Here is a 16,983-nt window from a genome sequence, read left to right on the forward strand (position 1 = left end):
TGGGCCCCAATCAGAAGCCAAGGAGGAGACGCGAATCAGGAGCCGATCGACTGGTGAGTCTGGGCAGCGGCTGGTAGGGGAGCCGGTGGAAATTGTCCCGATCGCACCTCTTGGCAGTAGGTTTCCGCCGCCGCAATTACCGCTGCTCCCAAATCCGCGTAGGTTTTGGCGAAGGGCGGGGTTTGGTCGCTCAAACCCAACAGGTCGGCGGTCACCAGCACTTGGCCATCGCAGGCATTGCCCGCCCCGATACCGATGGTGGGAATGGTGAGTTGTCGGGTAATGCGCTCGGCCAGGGTGGCGGGCACATGCTCCAAAACAATGGCAAACGCACCGGCCGCTTCTAGGGCGAGGGCTTCGGCTAGGATCCGATCGCCCTCAGCGGGGCTGCGACCCTGTTGTCGATAACCCAGTTGATTCACCGATTGGGGGGTGAGGCCCACATGGCCCATGACGGGAATGCCCGATCGCACCAACCGAGCCACGGTGGCGGCCATTTCGGGATAGCCCCCTTCGAGCTTCACGGCCTGTGCCCCGGTTTCCTTCAAAATCCGACCGGCGGAGGCGATGGCTTCTGCCTCACTGGCTTGGTAGGTCAAGAAGGGTAAATCCACCACCACCAAAGCGCTCTCCACCCCACGGGCAACGGCGGCCGCGTGGTGAATCATTTGGTCGAGGGTCAGGGGCAGGGTGGTTTTGTGGCCCAGGGCCACCATGGCCAGGGAGTCGCCCACCAGCAGCAGATCAACCCCCGCGCGATCGAGCAGACGGGCCCACAGCCAATCCCAGGCCGTGAGAGCCGCGATCGGGCGACCCTGTTGTTTCCATTGCTGTAGCTGTTGAATGCGCAAGGCCAAATTCAGTTCTCCTGTTGCCCGATCGCAACGGTTTGGTTCGCAACCCTGGATATTGCCTGATTCTTGGTCTAGACCGAAATTCTGTGTAGACCGAAATTCTGTGTAGACCGAAATTCAACCACAAAATTCAACCACAAAGGCCATCAAGCTGATGGATGGGGGAGTCTAGACTTTGCCGGTCGATCGCCCGACTCGTTCTCTAGCGCTTAATTTGCATGAGCGCCCTAGGGCCTGTTGTCATTTTCTAGGATCAGGCGGAAACAATTGATTTTCCATGTCCCAGTCGTCGTAACAAGGGGCTTAAGCCCCTTGCCCCCCACGATCTGCTAACGGTGGAATCAGGGTTTCAAGTGATTTGACGACAGACCCTAGGGCCTGCGACCCATTTGTTGCAAGCGCACCCAAGCGCCCAGGCTACAGAGCACCACCACTCCGGCGAATAGTCCCAACGGTGGGCCCGATCGCTGCGGTCGCACCATGGGCTGCAATTCTCCGAAGCCATTGGCCGGAGCGTTGGCGGTGGTGGAATTTTGCTGAAAACGGCGCTCACTATCGGTGGGCAGGAGAGACGGCGCGGGGCTGGGGCTGGCGGTGTTCCCGATCGCCCCTGAAACCTCTGGGTTTTGCCCCACTTGCAACGGAATCACTTCCGCTGGGCGATCCATCTTCAGCAAGCGGACGATCGCCACGCCGCCCACCAGCCAAAACAAAGCCCAAAACACAAATAGCCCAATCAAAACCCGCCCCCGCAACAGGCGTTCCAAAGCGGTCACCACCGTTGGCATTTGGGCCAGCCAGGCCGGTGACGGCCGACGACGACGCGATCGCCCGATCGGGGCGAGGGCCGTTGAGGTGGCCCCGGTTCCGTCACTCAATCGTCCGGGCCGACGATGGCGCGATCGCCCGCGATTTCCGAAGGTAGGATTGGGCTGGGCTGAATCCTGGTCGGCGGATCTAGATTGACTAGGTTGATCAGTGGGGTCTAGTCCAGTGCGATCCAGTCCGGTGCGGTCTAGCCCAGTGCGGTCTATGGAGATCGATCGAGGGCGATTTGCACCAACGATCGAGCCGCTGCGATCAGGATCGCCGGGCTGGGGCAGCGCCTCTGCTCTGGGTGCTGGTTCAGGCTTTGGGGCCGGTGTGGGCAGCGGTTGGGGCGATCGCGGCAACGGAGCCGATAGCGGCGGTGGCGGCCCATAGCGCGGCAGCGGAGCGGGCGCGGCCGGCGGCATCGGGCGCGGCGGCAAGGCAGGCAACTGGGGCGATCCTCGCTTCAGGGCCGCATCAAAAGGATTCGATTCCCCATCCGGTAAAGAAGATGATCGCGATGCTCCAGCCGTCATTTACTGCGCCCCTTGTGCCACGGTATGACGTTCAATTGCTAGCGTTACCAATCGGTGTACTAATTCCGGAAAGGGAATTCCGGTCGCTTCCCACAATTGGGGATACATGCTGGTGGCGGTGAAACCCGGCAGCGTGTTGATCTCGTTCAAAAAGATTTCGCCCGTGGCTTCCACATAGAAAAAATCAACCCGCGCTAACCCAGCACAATCGAGGGCTAAAAAAGCCTCCTTGGCCATGGTTTGCAGGCGATCGACCACCGGGGCGGGCAAGGCTGCCGGAATCACCAAATCCGCCGCCCCGTCGGAATATTTGGTGTCGTAGTCATAAAACTCGCTCTCGAAGGTGATTTCCCCAATCACCGAGGCGATCGGCTGATCATTGCCCAGCACGGCGCATTCCACCTCCCGTGGTTTGCCCCCCGCCGCCGCTTCCACAATGATTCGTCGATCGAAACTGGCTGCACTGTCCAGGGCCGCTTCCAACTCAGCACGCGATCGGGCCTTGGCAATGCCCACGGAGGATCCTAGATTCGCCGGTTTCACAAAACAGGGATAGCCCAAATCCGCCTCAAGCTGATCGCAAAGCTTCGGAAACACGCAAGGATTTGACCAAACTTTCGATCGAGTCACCAATCGATAGGCCACTTGCGGCAAACCCGCCTGGGCAAACAGCATCTTCATGGCGATCTTGTCCATGCCCGCTGCGGATCCCAGCACCCCCGACCCAACCCAGGGAACCTGCATCAGTTGCAACAGCCCTTGGACTGACCCATCTTCCCCATTGGGCCCGTGCAACGTCGGAAACCACACATCCACCGTGCTGGCTTCGGGTGGAAATTGCCAGAGCGCCGCGCGATCGACGGGGCGATCGTCACTCGGCAACGGTTGCCCCGACTCCAAAACCCCTTGGGCCACCGCTGGCCCTTGCCAAAGCCCATCCTTTTGCAAATAGAACGGCAACACCTGATAGCGATCGCGATTGCTGTCTGCTTGCAGGGCCCGAGCCGCGGCCGCGGCCGATCGAATCGACACCTCATGCTCGCCCGATCGCCCACCAAACAACAGTCCAATACGCAGGGGATTGCTCATGTTGCCAATCGTTCCATTCACCCAAATTAAGACCCGTTTGCCAGCAATGGTCAACGTAGCTACCAGTTAATCACAGGTTGCTAAGAGTTGTGTCTAGGTTGTGCCTAGCCCGCCATTCCCTGGCCATCCACCCCCAAGGGCATCAGGGCGTGTCGATCGTTCAAAACCCTGATTCCAACCCTAGTGGATCAGCAAAGACAAGGGGCTTAAGCCCCTTGCTACGGCGGTTGAGGCATCGAAAATCAACCGTTTTCACCCGATTTCAGGAAATAACGACAGGCCTTACACCTCGATCGACCTCTGTGCCAAGATTTTTTAGCGAAATCCTCCAAAAAGCCCGTTTTTCCTAGGTTTGATGTAAATTTTCCTCTATCTTCCCTAGATTTTTACACTTGGCGAGTAAAGTCAAATACAACAACCCTAAACGCATTGCTAAATCTTGGTTTTTGCGGAATCGTCACTGCCCAGTCCGCTTCAATTCATTCACCCAATTCACTTGATTCACTAATTTACCCAAGTTGAATCACTTGAGTTGATTTGAATCGATTGGCATCAATTTGAATCGGCCTATGCTGATGAACCCCACTTGCCAAAATTGCTTTGGCTCTAAATCTGGGCAAAAATTCTCGGTAGAAATCATCAGCCAAACAATCTTTGGTTGCTAATCTTTGATTGTCAATCTTTGAATGGTGATTGTGGTCATGAATTGACGAATTCGGATCTCAGATCTGAATTTCAATTTCCTCAAGAAATCCCCGTCTGAATTGCCCCACCGAGCGATCGCCCAAATCATCGCCCCAACCATAGTGGCCATTAATCCATAATTTTTCAATTTCTCGAAAATGAAGCTTAATCAAGACTGAAATTAGCCTGAAAAATTGATCCAACTCCGTTGAGTCTTCAGGATCAATTGAGCCAGCTTTTCTCAGTGAAGTTTCATGAGTCATGTTTCCCATTGTGCCAGTCGTGCTTCACTCTCCTTGCAGGACTGATTCTCCATGATCGCCAAGTCTCGTACCGTGCTGCAATCATCCCCTCCACAGGATCCTTGGTCGCGTCCTCAATCGGCTGCCCGAGGAAATTGGTCACGGCGTTTGGCAGACCTCACGATCGGGAAATATCAACGACTCTTGAATCATTTTTCGCGCGATTGGAGCATTGCGCGGAAAGTGTGTTGGGCTTCTGGAACAGCAATTTTTACAGCCATTTTGGGAACCAGTGTTGGCCTATTTGTGGGCAACCGCTATGCCATCCAAACGGTGGCGGAAATTCGGGCTGCTGATATTCGCCAAGAGGAATTAGCGCACTTTGCAGACGACTGGATGGTTATTCTTAATTACCCATTCGAGTCTTTGTACTTGTTGCGCTATCCATCACAATTCCAAGATCGCCAACGACAACACCTCGATAAATTGGCGGAGTTGCGCCGAGAGTTGGTGGAATTCTCGGTCACTATGAAAGACAAGGAAGATGGAATCGATGCGGCTCAGTGGCAGAAATTAATGAACCGCCTCAATGAGTCCATGCGCCACTATCAGCGCTTTGCTTCTCCCTTGCTACAGTCATTGACCCTTCGGCCGGGATACACGACTCAGGAATATGAGGTGGCCCATCAGACTCTGGTGAACTTTCTGGTGAGTGATGCCTATCGATCGTTCTATTTAGAACTGAACAGCATTCACCAAGAACTTCTGACTACTGCGGAAAAAGTAGAAGAACAGGAAAATGTTGGCACTGACCAACTACAGGAAATTCGACAAATTCAGGCGCTGATTGTAGGCGGTAGTTTGTTCGTGAGTTTGCTATTGGGAATTTTCCTGTCATTGATGGCCGGCAAAACGATCACAACACCCCTGTTGGAGCTGACTGAAACAGTTCAGAAAGTGACCACAGAGAACAACTTAAAATTAAGGGCATCGATTACCCAAGAGGATAGAACCACTGCCGATTTATCCATAGCGTTTAATCAATTGGTTGAATGGGCTGATTTATATATGAGCGAGCTACACCAGGCTCAAAGTCGCCTCGTCCATTCGGAAAAAATGTCTAGTCTGGGCAAAATGGTGGCAGGCATTGCCCATGAAATTAATAATCCAGCGGGTTTTGTTTATAGCAATCTCTACCATGCCAAGAACTATGCCCAGGAGTTGCAAGCCCTAGTGGCGCTTTATCAAGAAGCCTATCCCAACCCTCCCCAACATTTGCAAGAGGCGATTCAAGAAAGCGATTTGGAATTCATTCAAGGTGATTTAGATCGCGTGTTTTCTTCGATGGAAGTGGGCACTGGTCGGATTCGCGATATTGTGAAATCCCTGCGAGTGTTTTCGCGGCTGGACGAGGCAGAATTCAAAACAATTGATTTGCATGAGTCGATCGAGAGTGCCCTCACGATTTTGGGCTATCGATTGCGGGAGCAGAATGAACGTCCGGAAATTCAAACTATTCGTGATTATGGCTCTGTTCCCCCGATCGACTGTTTTGCAGGACAACTCAATCAAGCGTTGATGCATTTGCTGACCAATGCGATCGATGCCTTGGATGAGCGCGATCGATCACGAAGCTACCAAGAATGCCTCAATCAACCGAGTCAAATTCGGATTGCCACAGCCCTGTCCGATTCTGAGCACCTCACCATCACGATCGCGGATAATGGCCCCGGAATTCCCGAAGCCATTCAACCCAAATTATTCGATCCGTTCTTCACCACCAAGCCCGTGGGCATGGGAACGGGCTTGGGGCTAAGCATTACCTATCAAATTGTGGTGGAACATCATCGGGGACAACTGATCTGTCGATCGGCCCTCAATCGAGGAACGGAAATCCTTGTGGTGTTACCGATCCATCGCGCCAATTCCTAGTATTAATTTGCCCTCCTAGAGGATGTCTGAAAAGCCAAAGTTGCTGCTCTGGATACCCCAGCAATCGACATAGACAAGGGGCTGAAACTCCTTGCCCCTAAAATAATTGACGCTTCTATTAATGCTTGTGTCGATGCCGGGCCCGCACTAAAAGATACTTCTCAGACATCCTCTTAGATGGAGGAGCAAGAGTCCTTTGGGCGATCGCGTGCCAATTTGATATCTGTCACTCATGATCAAGGGGCTTGATGAAACCTTTAAAAAGCCCCCAATGCTTTGGCCTGCAACTATTCGAGCGCGGTAAACTACCCTTAGAGCGGGTTTGAATTGAAGAATTGTCTTCCCGAGTTTTTTACGATTGATCGATACGGTATTAACCATATAAGACAATCTCTACTCATAATCTGCCAAACCCAATAGGGGTTTAAGCTCTGCTCCAGTTTCGGTAAAGGTTTGATATGCAAGAACGCCAACAGTCGCCAAAGTCCTGAGGTTCGCAGCCCACATAGCTAGCAACTCGGCTGAGATTCAAGATCAGACGCTGCGCCGTAGTTGTGATTGCATTGGGTGGCTGGCGCTCCCAACTTTAGTTGTCCTGTTGTTGTGCCTCTTGCCTATTTAGGATCACTGGCCCATTGCCAATGCCCAAAGTCTCCCAATCCAAGGACTCAACGCCGTTATGACCGCCTTTGCTCAACAGCCGTCTGGTTCCGAACGCCCTAGGGTGGTTACCTGGCCGCGACCTGCCAAATCCCTTGCTGTTCAGGAGTCGATCGCCCAAACGTCGCTGATGCCCCACTTGGTGCCGGAGCTGCCTCGGTTCAACTGCCAAAGCCTGTTGATTCAGGCACTCACCCATCGATCGCTCGTGCGGGAAAATCCACGACTCGGTGAGGATAACGAGCGACTGGAATTTTTGGGTGATGCAATTTTGACCTTTGTTAGTGGGGCCTATTTGTATCGCCGCTTTCCCGATTTGGGCGAGGACGAAATGACCCGGCGGCGATCGGCCCTCGTTGATGAAAAGCAACTGGCTCAGTTTGCGATCGCCCTGAATTTGGGTCAGCAACTGCGCATGAGCCGAGGGGTTGAGCAGATGGGAGGTCGCCATAATCCCAACCTACTCAGCAGCGCTTTTGAAGCTCTGGTCGGGGCCTACTATCTCGATCAACATGGGGATGTGGAGATTGTTCGCCCCTTTGTGGAAGCCTTGTTTGACGCAGTGCCGATCGAAGAACTCCAGGCGCGATCGAGCCTTGATGTGAAAAATCAACTGCAAGAATGGGCCCACAAATGTGGTCTTTCCCTGCCAAAATACAATACCCAAAAGATTGCCGGACAGGATCACAACCCCCTCTTTTCCTGCCAAGTTTCGTTGGGGTCTCGGATTTTAGGAACCGGTCAAGGCCGCTCCAAAAAAGAAGCCGAAAAATCCGCCGCCGCCGCTGCCCTGGAAACCCTCAACCAGAAGGCCACCAGCAGCACGAACGCGCCGCGAGCGGCCTTGGCCTAACGGGCTTAACTAGCTTTGGCGAACTAATTTGGGCGAACTAATTTGGGCGAACTAATTTGGGCTGTGCTCCCAGGGAATTCGCACCTCAGGGCGATCGCCGCCCAATATGCACCCAATATGAATAGGTTGTCTTAGCAAAGAGCGGGCAACAAAGCCTCACCGGTCAAACTGAAGGCTCGTACCTCCGTAATCTTGACGGGGACAATTTTGCCGCGCAGTTCTGCAAAATCTCCCGCAAAGAAGGTCAACCGATTGCCATCGGTGCGGCCCATCACCTGGCTCGGATTCTTCGGGTTCACATCTTCCACCAACACGTATTCCGTGCGGCCAAAATAGCGCTGCGATCGCTCCGCCGCCTTGACCGACACCAGATGGTTCAACCGTTGCAGGCGATCGCTCTTGGTTTCCTCATCCAACTGGTTGTCCCACAGGGCCGCAGGCGTACCCGGCCGAGGCGAATAGGCCGCCGTATTGAGCTGATCAAAGCCAATATCCTCAACCAGCTTCAGCGTGTTTTGGAACTGCTCCTCCGTTTCACCGGGGAAACCAACGATCGCATCGGCGCTAATCGACGCATCGGGCATGTAGCGGCGAATCGTGTCGATGATTTGCCGGTAGCGCTCGTGGGTATAACCACGCGACATCGCTTTCAGCACCTCGTTGTCGCCCGACTGGAATGGAATATGGAAGTGCTTGCAAACCTTCGGCAGCTCGGCACAGGTGCGAATCAGCCGCTCCGTGAAGTAGCGCGGGTGGCTGGTGGCAAAGCGCAACCGCTCAATGCCTGCCACGTCATGCACTTCCCGCAGCAAGTCCGTGAAGTTGTACTTATGCCGTCCGTCGGGCAAGCTTCCGGGCAAGTCGCGCCCATAGGCATCGATGTTTTGGCCCAGCAAGGTCACTTCCTTGTAGCCCTGGCGACCCAATTCCTCCATTTCCCGGCGAATTTCCTCGGGATAGCGCGATTGCTCCACGCCGCGCACCCCGGGCACGACGCAATAGGTGCAGCGCTCGTTGCAACCGTAAATCACGTTCACCCAAGCCGTAATGTTGCTATCCCGGCGAGGCTTCGTGATGTCTTCCATGATATGGACGGGTTCCGTGGCCACCACCTGGCTACCGTTGAACACCTGCTCCAGCAAGTCTTCCAGGCGATTGGCGTGCTGCGGCCCCATGATCAAGTCCACCTCGGGCACGCGCCGCAACAGTTGCTCGCCTTCCTGTTGGGCAACGCAGCCGGCCACCACGATCGTCAGGTCAGGGTTGGCTTGTTTGCGCTTGGCCTGCCGTCCGAGGTAGGAATAGACCTTTTGTTCGGCGTTGTCGCGAATCGTGCAGGTGTTGTAGAGAATCAGATCCGCTTCTTCGGGTTCTTCAGTCCAAGCAAAACCCATGGTGTCGAGGATGCCGGCCATCCGCTCGGAGTCGGCCTTGTTCATCTGACAGCCGAAGGTGGTGATGTGGTAGCGGCGGGGTTGGTTGCTCATGGCTCTGGCGGGGCGATCGAGACTCCTTATTCTAAAGCAGGATGTTTCATTGGGATCAAACGCCAATTCAAGCGCTTTGGCTAACGATCGCCCCGAGTTTTTTCATCACTTGCAAAACCGTGGCCAAATCATCCGCGCGATTGAGAATTAATTCTGGTGATTTGTCGTACTGCCAACTGTAGAGAGGCGTATCGGCATCATCAGGAAATGTCAGCACCTTGGCTAATTTTAAAAATACAAAACTACTGCCATTGGTGACTAAGCTAAACCGCGCTTGTCGATCGGGGGCCGCTGCCAATATATAGCCCAACACCTGCGGAATCCCCACCTTGACTGAAAATTCAGCCCGCTTGAATTCGATCGCTAACACCCACAAACGACCCATCAACACCAAAATATCCACCCGGCCGCGCAGCTTTTCGCCCCCCATTGGGTTAGCGTCCACGGGGCGATCGCCCACAATTTCTACTGAAGTTTCCGTATCCATATAGAACGGCGGCAAAAGAAACCGGCGAGATCCAACAGCGGAGCCACCACTGCCAACTTGGCCGTATTTTCGAGCACCGATCGCCGCTCCAAGTTGGCATAGCTGGCTTGAATGCGTTGCAGCCGATCGCGCTCGATCGCCCCCAACTCCGGCAACCGATCGCGCCACTCCCGAAAGAAATCAGGATCATCACTGCGCTGGAGACCCAACCGCTGTTCCAGATCCTGGAGCGTTAGTTGTTCGATCGCCACTGTGGTTGTCATCCCGTGTCTCCATTTGAGCAGCTTTCGCTTGTTTCCCGCGCCCTGAGGGCGATCCTAAACCCTGGCGACCGGTCACCAGGTTACGAAGTTGATACACTGATTGAGTTGACCTGCAAGAGGCTAACGATCTCCCCTCAGCCGGATGTGATCCGGTCGATCGCCCTAGCTGCCTGCCCCTCCCCCCTCAACGATTCAAGTAAGGAATTGCTAACCCAATGACCGTCGCGCCCGTAAGCTTGCCGCAACTGGTGAAACACGAAGTCAAAGACCTGTCCTTGGCCCCCATGGGTCGCCAACGGATTGAATGGGCGGGTCGAGAAATGCCGGTGCTGCGCCAAATCCGCGATCGCTTCGCCACCGAAAAGCCCTTCGCCGGTTTGCGTCTGGTTGCTTGTTGCCACGTCACCACCGAAACCGCCCACTTGGCGATCGCCCTCAAGGCCGGTGGCGCGGATGCCGTGTTGATTGCCAGCAACCCCCTTTCGACCCAGGACGACGTGGCCGCCAGCCTCGTGGTTGATGAAGGCATCTCGGTCTTTGCCTACAAGGGTGAAGATACCGAAACCTATCTGCGCCACGTGAACATTGCCCTCGACCACAAGCCGAACGTGATCATTGATGACGGTTCCGACGTGACCGCCACCCTGATCCAACAGCGCCAAGACCAAATCGCTGACCTGATTGGCACCACCGAAGAAACCACCACCGGCATCGTCCGTTTGCGGGCCATGCTGCGCGATGGCGTGCTGACCTTCCCGGCCATGAACGTCAACGACGCGCAAACCAAGCATTTCTTCGATAATCGCTACGGCACGGGCCAATCGACCCTCGACGGGATCATCCGCGCCACCAACGTCCTGTTGGCCGGCAAAACCGTGGTGGTTGCTGGCTATGGCTGGTGCGGTAAGGGCACGGCCATGCGGGCGCGCGGTTTGGGCGCAAACGTGATCGTCACCGAAGTGCTGCCCGTCCCGGCGATCGAAGCCGTGATGGATGGTTTCCGCGTGATGCCGATGGACGAAGCCGCCGCCCTGGGCGACCTGTTCATCACCGTCACCGGCAACAAGCACGTGATTCGCGGCGAGCATTTCGCCAAGATGAAGGACGGGGCGATCGTCTGCAACTCCGGTCACTTCGATTTGGAAATCGACCTGAAGGCCCTGAAGGCCCAATCGTCGGAAGTGAAGACCGTCCGCAACTTCACCGAAGAATATCGCCTGAACAACGGCAAGTCCGTGGTGGTGTTGGGCGAAGGTCGCTTGGTGAACCTGGCGGCGGCGGAAGGCCACCCCAGCGCCGTGATGGACATGAGCTTTGCCAACCAAGCCCTGGCTTGCGAATATTTGGTGAAGAACAAGGGCCAACTGGAGCCGGGTCTCTACTCGATTCCCGATGAGGTGGATCAAGAGATCGCTCGTCTGAAGCTGGCGGCCATGGGCATCGCGATCGACTCCCTGACCGCTGAACAGATCGAGTACATGAACTCCTGGACTGAAGGCACATAATCGCCCCAGTCTGAACCCTCATTCCTAGTGCGGGGCAAGGGGCTGAAGCCCCTTGTCTTGCCCTCAAGGGCTTGATGTTTGATTTCGCGATCGCACACCCAACTCACCGATTTTGTTCACCGCGTTATTCTTGCTTTCTATGAAAGAGTGGATTGTTGAAATTATTGGTTCCCTGGGCTATTTCGGCATTGGGTTCCTAATGTTTTTGGAAAACCTATTTCCGCCGATTCCTTCCGAATTGATCATGCCCTTGGCGGGGTTTACGGCTTCGCAGCCCAATAACAACCTAGAACTGATTCCGGCGATCGCAGCGGGTGTAATCGGTACGGTGTTGGGAGCCTATCCCTGGTACTACATTGGCAAACTGGTTAACGAAGAGCGCCTAGAACGCTGGGCAGATAAATACTTCAAATGGATCGGCATTTCCGGCGAGGACGTGGGGAAATCCAAAACCTGGTTCCAGAAGCATGGCGCTAAAGCTGTGTTTTTGGGTCGGATGGTTCCGGGAATTCGGACACTGATTTCACTCCCGGCGGGGATTGAAGAAATGCCGATCGTTCCCTTCACGATTTACACCACCCTCGGCACGATCATTTGGACAGCAGCCCTCACCACCTTGGGCTACAAACTCGGCTCTAACTATGAGCTGGTTGACGAATATCTCAGCCCGGTTTCTAAGATCGTGTTGGGGATTTTGGTGTTGGGCTTTGCGGCTTGGCTGGTGAAGAAAAACCTGGATTTGCGCAACAAGGGTAACGGCTAAAAAGTGGGTGACTGGGGGAGGGTGTAAGGCGTTACGCCCCTACGAGATGACTGCCAAAATAATAGTCACGTGAATCGGGGTGGGCTGGGCCTGCCCCGATTTATTTGGGATGAATTGAGCCGGTTAGAGATCAACAACCATGACAGAAGTGGCGGCGATCGCCCTGGATATTGGGCGCAAACGAATTGGGGTGGCGGGGTGCGATCGCCTTGGGTTACTGGCCAGCCCGATCGCCACGATCGAGCGGCAATCTTTTGAGCAAGATGTGGCGGCGTTGCGGGCGATCGTCCAAGAGCGCCAGGCCACGGTGTTGATTGCCGGGTTGCCCTTGACGATGGACGGGGAAGACAGCGCCCAAACCCGCAACGCCCGCAAGTGGGCCAAGCGCTACGCCACGGCGATCGGGCTGCCGTTTGTGTTGGTGGACGAGCGGCTGAGTTCGGTGGAAGCCGAGGAACTGTTGCGATCGCGCGGCCTCCAACCCTCGCGAGACAAGGGCAGCATCGATCGCTATGCGGCGGCGGCGATTTTGCAACGCTGGCTGGATGAGCAGCGGATTTGAATTTAGTCAGAACCAGTCGCTATCCTGGGAAGAGATAGCCCACTGCATCGGTTTTGGAGGATCGGTAAATGACCGCTAGCCTAAGCGCTCCGGTTGCTGCTGAGTCAGCCCCAGAGGCGATCGATCTAAACCAGTTTTTGGCCCTGCCCGATACCCAGCCGGCCAGTGAATTCATCAACGGCAAAATCATTCAAAAACCAATGCCGCAAATTGAGCATAGTGCACTGCAAATGGACTTGGGCGCGGCCATCAATGCGGCTTTGAAAACTCGTAAAGTTGCCCGTGCCTTTTCTGAGTTGCGATGTACCTTTGGCGATCGAGCGATTGTGCCAGACTTGGTGGTTTTGACTTGGGATCGAATCCCGCGTGACATTAATAATCGATTAGTTTCTCACCCAATTACCGAAGCTCCAGATTGGGCGATCGAAATCTTATCGCCCAAGCAAGAAAGCCTGGGTATCATTGACAAGCTATTGCACTGTGCTCAGCATGGAACGCAAATGGGCTGGCTGATTGACCCCGATCAAAATGGTGTTTTAACAATTAATCGTGATTGCCAAATTTCAGTTTTTCGGGATGCAAACGATCACTTGCCTGTGCCTGAGTTCGCGGCTGAATTTCAACTCACGCTGGGTCAGCTCTTTGATTGGCTAGCAGTTGATTAATCACTTTGATCATTTTGATCATTAGGTTCTGGGTGATGATGAGTTCGGTTGTCCTTGGTAATGGAAATACCAGGCCTTGGAACTGCGAATCGCTAACCACAAAAGCATCAGGGCGATCGTGCCCCCTTGGGTGGGCGCATCAAAGGCAAATAGCACCAGAAAAATGCAGAGGGCATCTTGGGTGAAAATTGCCCAAAGGGGCAGCCCTCCTAATCGAAAAAACCAGCCCACCTGCACCAGTTGCAAGACTAGGGCCAGCAGTCCTCCCACAATTCCCAACAGCACGGTGATTTGATCCGTCCGATCGGCTGCTTGGGCGATCGCCATTCCCATCACGGCCCCAGCCAAGGGACTGAACACCAATTGCACCAACTGCAAAATTCTTTGCCCCAGCAGTTTTTTGGAAGCAAACAGCTCAAACAGAGACCAACTGACCAGCACCCCAAGCACCCATTGCGGCGACAGTTGCGATAGCAGCGGCACTCGTGACCAGAGGCGATCGCCCTGCAAGAGGCCAATCAACAACAGCGGCAGGGCAATGCGCATCCCTCCCGCCGCCGAAGCTGCCAGCACCGCTAGGAGTTCAACCATGACAATGGGCGCATCCCATAGAAACCTGAACTCGTCTGTAATTGCACCATCGATGCCCCTTTTTGAGTCAATGCCCCTTTTTGAACTGTTTCTTCCAGGATCGGTTGTTGAGATCCGCAAAGGATGGGGGTCGATCGCTCCAATCACAAACTCGGGGCGATCGACCCATGCGACTCGGAAATTTCCCAGTGGCCTTGAACTTTAGGCGATTTTGGTTCACTCAGCACGATCGAGAGCCATGGGCGATCGCCGTTGCCTAACCTAGAGTGCCACCAAGTCCGCCGTCAGCCGCTTAAAAGCCAGTCGCTCGTTTTCAATATCAACCCAAATCGTGTCACCTTCGGTAAACTCACCCCGCAAAATGCACTTAGCAATTTGGGTTTCCAATTCCCGTTGTACGGCGCGTTTTAAGGGGCGTGCGCCGTAGGTGGGATCGTAGCCAACCTCTGCCAAGAAGTCGATCGCCGCTTCTGACAGTTTCAGGGCCATTTTCTTCTCCGCTAAACGGGCTTCCAATCGCTGGGCTTGAATTTGGATAATTTGGCGCAATTCCGATTTTTCGAGACCGTGAAAAATGATGATGTCATCAATTCGGTTCAAGAATTCTGGGCGGAATTGTTCGCGCATGGCCGCCATCACCCGCGTCCGCATTTCTTCGTAGCGACTGTTATCGGCCGCCAATTCCAAAATGTATTGGGAGCCAATGTTACTGGTCAAAATGATGATGCTGTTTTTGAAATCAACGGTGCGCCCTTGGGAATCGGTCACTCGACCATCATCCAAAATTTGCAGCATGATGTTGAACACATCCGGGTGCGCTTTTTCAATTTCATCAAACAGAATCACGGAATAAGGACGACGACGAATGGCTTCTGTGAGTTGTCCGCCTTCTTCATAGCCCACATAACCGGGGGGCGCGCCGACCAAGCGCGAAACCGCATGTTTCTCCATGTATTCCGACATATCAATTCGCACCATTGCTTCTTCGGTGTCGAATAGATAAGCCGCCAAGGATTTAGCGAGTTCAGTTTTGCCCACACCCGTGGGGCCCAGGAAGATAAAGCTGGCGATCGGGCGGTTAGGGTCGGCTAACCCCGCACGCGATCGCTGAATAGCATCGGCCACCGCTGTGACGGCCTCATCTTGGCCAATCACTCGTTGGTGTAGCTCGTCTTCCAAATGCAGCAGTTTTTCCATTTCGGAAGCAATCAGTTTGCTGACCGGAATGCCAGTCCACTTGGCAATAATTTCAGCAATATCAGATTCACTGACTTCTTCTCGCAGCAGAATTTGACCGCTCGATTGCTGAGTCGAAATGGTCTGTTCGATGGTCTGCAATTGTTGATGCAGTTCATTCAGGGTTCCAAACTTTAATTCAGCGGCCCGGTTGAGGTCATAGTCTCGCTCTGCTTGCTGAATTTCTAGTTCCACCCGATCGATCTGTTCCTTGAGGGCTTTTCGCTGCTCCAACAGATCTTTTTCTTGTTGCCATTGGGCGTTCAGATGGCTTTGGGTTTCCTTCAGGTCTGCCAGTTCCCGATCGAGCCGTTCCAGTCGCTCCTTGGACGCTGAATCACTCTCCTTTTGCAAGGATAAGCGCTCCATTTCCAGTTGCAAAATCTTGCGATCAATTTCATCTAGCTCCTCTGGCTTAGAGGTAACTTCCATTTTCAACTTGGCTGCGGCTTCATCCACCAGATCGATCGCCTTGTCCGGCAAAAATCGATCGCTAATATAGCGATTAGAAAGGGTTGCCGCTGCTACCAAAGCACTATCGGAAATCTTGACGTTGTGGTGAGTTTCATAGCGGTCTTTCAATCCTCGCAGAATTGAAATCGTATCCACCACCGAAGGCTGATCAATATAAACCTGTTGGAATCGCCGTTCCAATGCCGCATCTTTTTCAATATATTTGCGGTACTCATCAAGGGTGGTGGCTCCAATACAGCGCAATTCACCCCGAGCCAACATCGGTTTTAGGAGATTACCCGCATCCATGGCCCCCTGCGTTGCCCCTGCGCCCACAACGGTGTGAATTTCATCAATGAAGAGAATGATATTCCCTTCAGAATCCGTCACTTCCTTGAGCACTGCTTTCAGACGTTCTTCAAATTCCCCGCGATATTTGGCCCCAGCAATCAGTGCGCCCATGTCAAGGGCAATCAGGGTGCGATTTTGCAAGGATTCTGGCACATCTCCTTTAACAATTCGCTGAGCCAATCCTTCAGCGATCGCGGTTTTGCCCACCCCTGGCTCGCCAATTAAAACAGGATTATTTTTGGTGCGACGCGACAAGATTTGAATGGTGCGGCGAATTTCATCATCCCGGCCAATGACTGGATCGAGCTTCCCTTGGCGGGCATATTGGGTGAGGTCTCGGCCATATTTTTCAAGAGCTTCGTATTTTCCTTCTGGATCACGATCGGTCACGGTTTGATTGCCTCTCACTTGTTTAATTGCTTCCCGCAGCTTGGCCTCATTTAGCCCAACTTCATCAAAAATCTTGCGACCGCAGCGATCGTCCTTGGCAAACCCCAATACGAGGTGTTCGATCGATAGATATTCATCACCAAATTCCTTGCGAAAAGCCTCGGCCCGATCGAGCAACTTATCCAGGCTTTGTCCCAAATAAACGGAGCCAATATCACCGGAAATTTTGGGCTGTTTCTGCAAAAATTGATCTGCTAATTCTTGTAAGCGACTGGGCTGGGCCCCGGCCTTGCTAAAAATACTGGTGGCTAATCCCTCTTGTTCTAATAATGATTTGAGTAAATGTTCTGACTCTAGCTGTTGTTGGCGATTTTGCTTAGCAACTTCTGGCATTTGGGCAATCACTTCCCAAGCCTTGGTGGTGAACTTATTGGGATCAGTGGGTTGCATGGGGTGTTTGGGGTGTGCAGGAATTACTCCGGTAGGGATCAGCCTCCGCTGCACAACCGTAGCGTTATTGTAGGCAGGGAGGGCGATCGAGCGCGATCGGCTTTTACGACCCAAGGGGTG

General features: G+C 53.8%; 15 protein-coding genes. 6 read left to right on the plus strand and 9 right to left on the minus strand.

Annotated features, from left to right (window positions below):
• Positions 1-35 precede the first annotated feature (35 nt).
• From panB to AMR42_RS20045, 4 genes are all read right to left on the minus strand, one after another.
• Complete coding sequence (gene panB, locus AMR42_RS16165) at positions 36-857, minus strand: 3-methyl-2-oxobutanoate hydroxymethyltransferase (protein WP_099534679.1); 822 nt, start codon at positions 855-857, stop codon at positions 36-38.
• Positions 858-1,225: 368 nt separating this feature from the next.
• Entirely contained in the window at positions 1,226-2,200 is a 975-nt protein-coding gene (locus AMR42_RS16170) for a hypothetical protein (protein ID WP_099534680.1), read from the minus strand.
• A complete protein-coding gene (locus AMR42_RS16175) occupies positions 2,201-3,289 on the minus strand; it encodes a D-alanine--D-alanine ligase family protein (protein ID WP_099534748.1) in 1,089 nt (362 codons plus the stop codon).
• Between the two features lie 722 nt (positions 3,290-4,011).
• On the minus strand, positions 4,012-4,245 hold the full coding sequence (locus AMR42_RS20045) for a hypothetical protein (RefSeq protein WP_143473142.1): 234 nt from the start codon (positions 4,243-4,245) through the stop codon (positions 4,012-4,014).
• A 42-nt stretch (positions 4,246-4,287) separates the two neighbouring features.
• Between AMR42_RS20045 and AMR42_RS16180 the strand changes: the two genes are divergently transcribed.
• Both AMR42_RS16180 and rnc read left to right on the plus strand, forming a co-directional pair.
• Positions 4,288-6,147, plus strand: coding sequence for a sensor histidine kinase (locus tag AMR42_RS16180; protein WP_099534681.1), 1,860 nt, complete (start codon positions 4,288-4,290; stop codon positions 6,145-6,147).
• Between the two features lie 790 nt (positions 6,148-6,937).
• Positions 6,938-7,660 (plus strand): ribonuclease III, encoded by a 723-nt coding sequence (rnc, locus tag AMR42_RS16185; RefSeq protein ID WP_099534682.1) that lies wholly within the window; start codon positions 6,938-6,940, stop codon positions 7,658-7,660.
• Between the two features lie 131 nt (positions 7,661-7,791).
• Here rnc and miaB read toward each other — a convergent pair whose 3' ends face one another.
• From miaB to AMR42_RS20920, 3 genes are all read right to left on the minus strand, one after another.
• Complete coding sequence (miaB, locus tag AMR42_RS16190; RefSeq protein WP_099534683.1) at positions 7,792-9,147, minus strand: tRNA (N6-isopentenyl adenosine(37)-C2)-methylthiotransferase MiaB; 1,356 nt, start codon at positions 9,145-9,147, stop codon at positions 7,792-7,794.
• Between the two features lie 67 nt (positions 9,148-9,214).
• Positions 9,215-9,634, minus strand: coding sequence for a hypothetical protein (locus tag AMR42_RS20915; RefSeq protein WP_199858221.1), 420 nt, complete (start codon positions 9,632-9,634; stop codon positions 9,215-9,217).
• Entirely contained in the window at positions 9,613-9,897 is a 285-nt protein-coding gene (locus AMR42_RS20920; RefSeq protein ID WP_199858222.1) for a hypothetical protein, read from the minus strand. The genes AMR42_RS20915 and AMR42_RS20920 overlap by 22 nt, the downstream gene beginning before the upstream one ends.
• Positions 9,898-10,112: 215 nt before the next feature.
• Between AMR42_RS20920 and ahcY the strand changes: the two genes are divergently transcribed.
• From ahcY to AMR42_RS16215, 4 genes are all read left to right on the plus strand, one after another.
• On the plus strand, positions 10,113-11,402 hold the full coding sequence (gene ahcY, locus AMR42_RS16200; RefSeq protein WP_099534684.1) for an adenosylhomocysteinase: 1,290 nt from the start codon (positions 10,113-10,115) through the stop codon (positions 11,400-11,402).
• A gap of 139 nt (positions 11,403-11,541) precedes the next feature.
• On the plus strand, positions 11,542-12,165 hold the full coding sequence (locus tag AMR42_RS16205) for a DedA family protein (RefSeq protein WP_099534685.1): 624 nt from the start codon (positions 11,542-11,544) through the stop codon (positions 12,163-12,165).
• 139 nt (positions 12,166-12,304) lie between these two features.
• Positions 12,305-12,727 (plus strand): Holliday junction resolvase RuvX, encoded by a 423-nt coding sequence (ruvX, locus tag AMR42_RS16210; protein ID WP_099534686.1) that lies wholly within the window; start codon positions 12,305-12,307, stop codon positions 12,725-12,727.
• Positions 12,728-12,795: 68 nt separating this feature from the next.
• On the plus strand, positions 12,796-13,392 hold the full coding sequence (locus AMR42_RS16215) for a Uma2 family endonuclease (protein ID WP_099534687.1): 597 nt from the start codon (positions 12,796-12,798) through the stop codon (positions 13,390-13,392).
• A gap of 21 nt (positions 13,393-13,413) precedes the next feature.
• Here the strand turns inward: AMR42_RS16215 and AMR42_RS16220 are convergent, their stop codons facing one another.
• Both AMR42_RS16220 and clpB read right to left on the minus strand, forming a co-directional pair.
• Complete coding sequence (locus tag AMR42_RS16220) at positions 13,414-13,983, minus strand: DUF4126 domain-containing protein (protein ID WP_099534688.1); 570 nt, start codon at positions 13,981-13,983, stop codon at positions 13,414-13,416.
• A 261-nt stretch (positions 13,984-14,244) separates the two neighbouring features.
• A complete protein-coding gene (gene clpB / locus AMR42_RS16225; RefSeq protein ID WP_099534689.1) occupies positions 14,245-16,863 on the minus strand; it encodes an ATP-dependent chaperone ClpB in 2,619 nt (872 codons plus the stop codon).
• Positions 16,864-16,983: the final 120 nt, after the last annotated feature.

The organism is Limnothrix sp. PR1529, from assembly GCF_002742025.1.
Classification (GTDB): Bacteria; Cyanobacteriota; Cyanobacteriia; order CACIAM-69d; family CACIAM-69d; genus CACIAM-69d.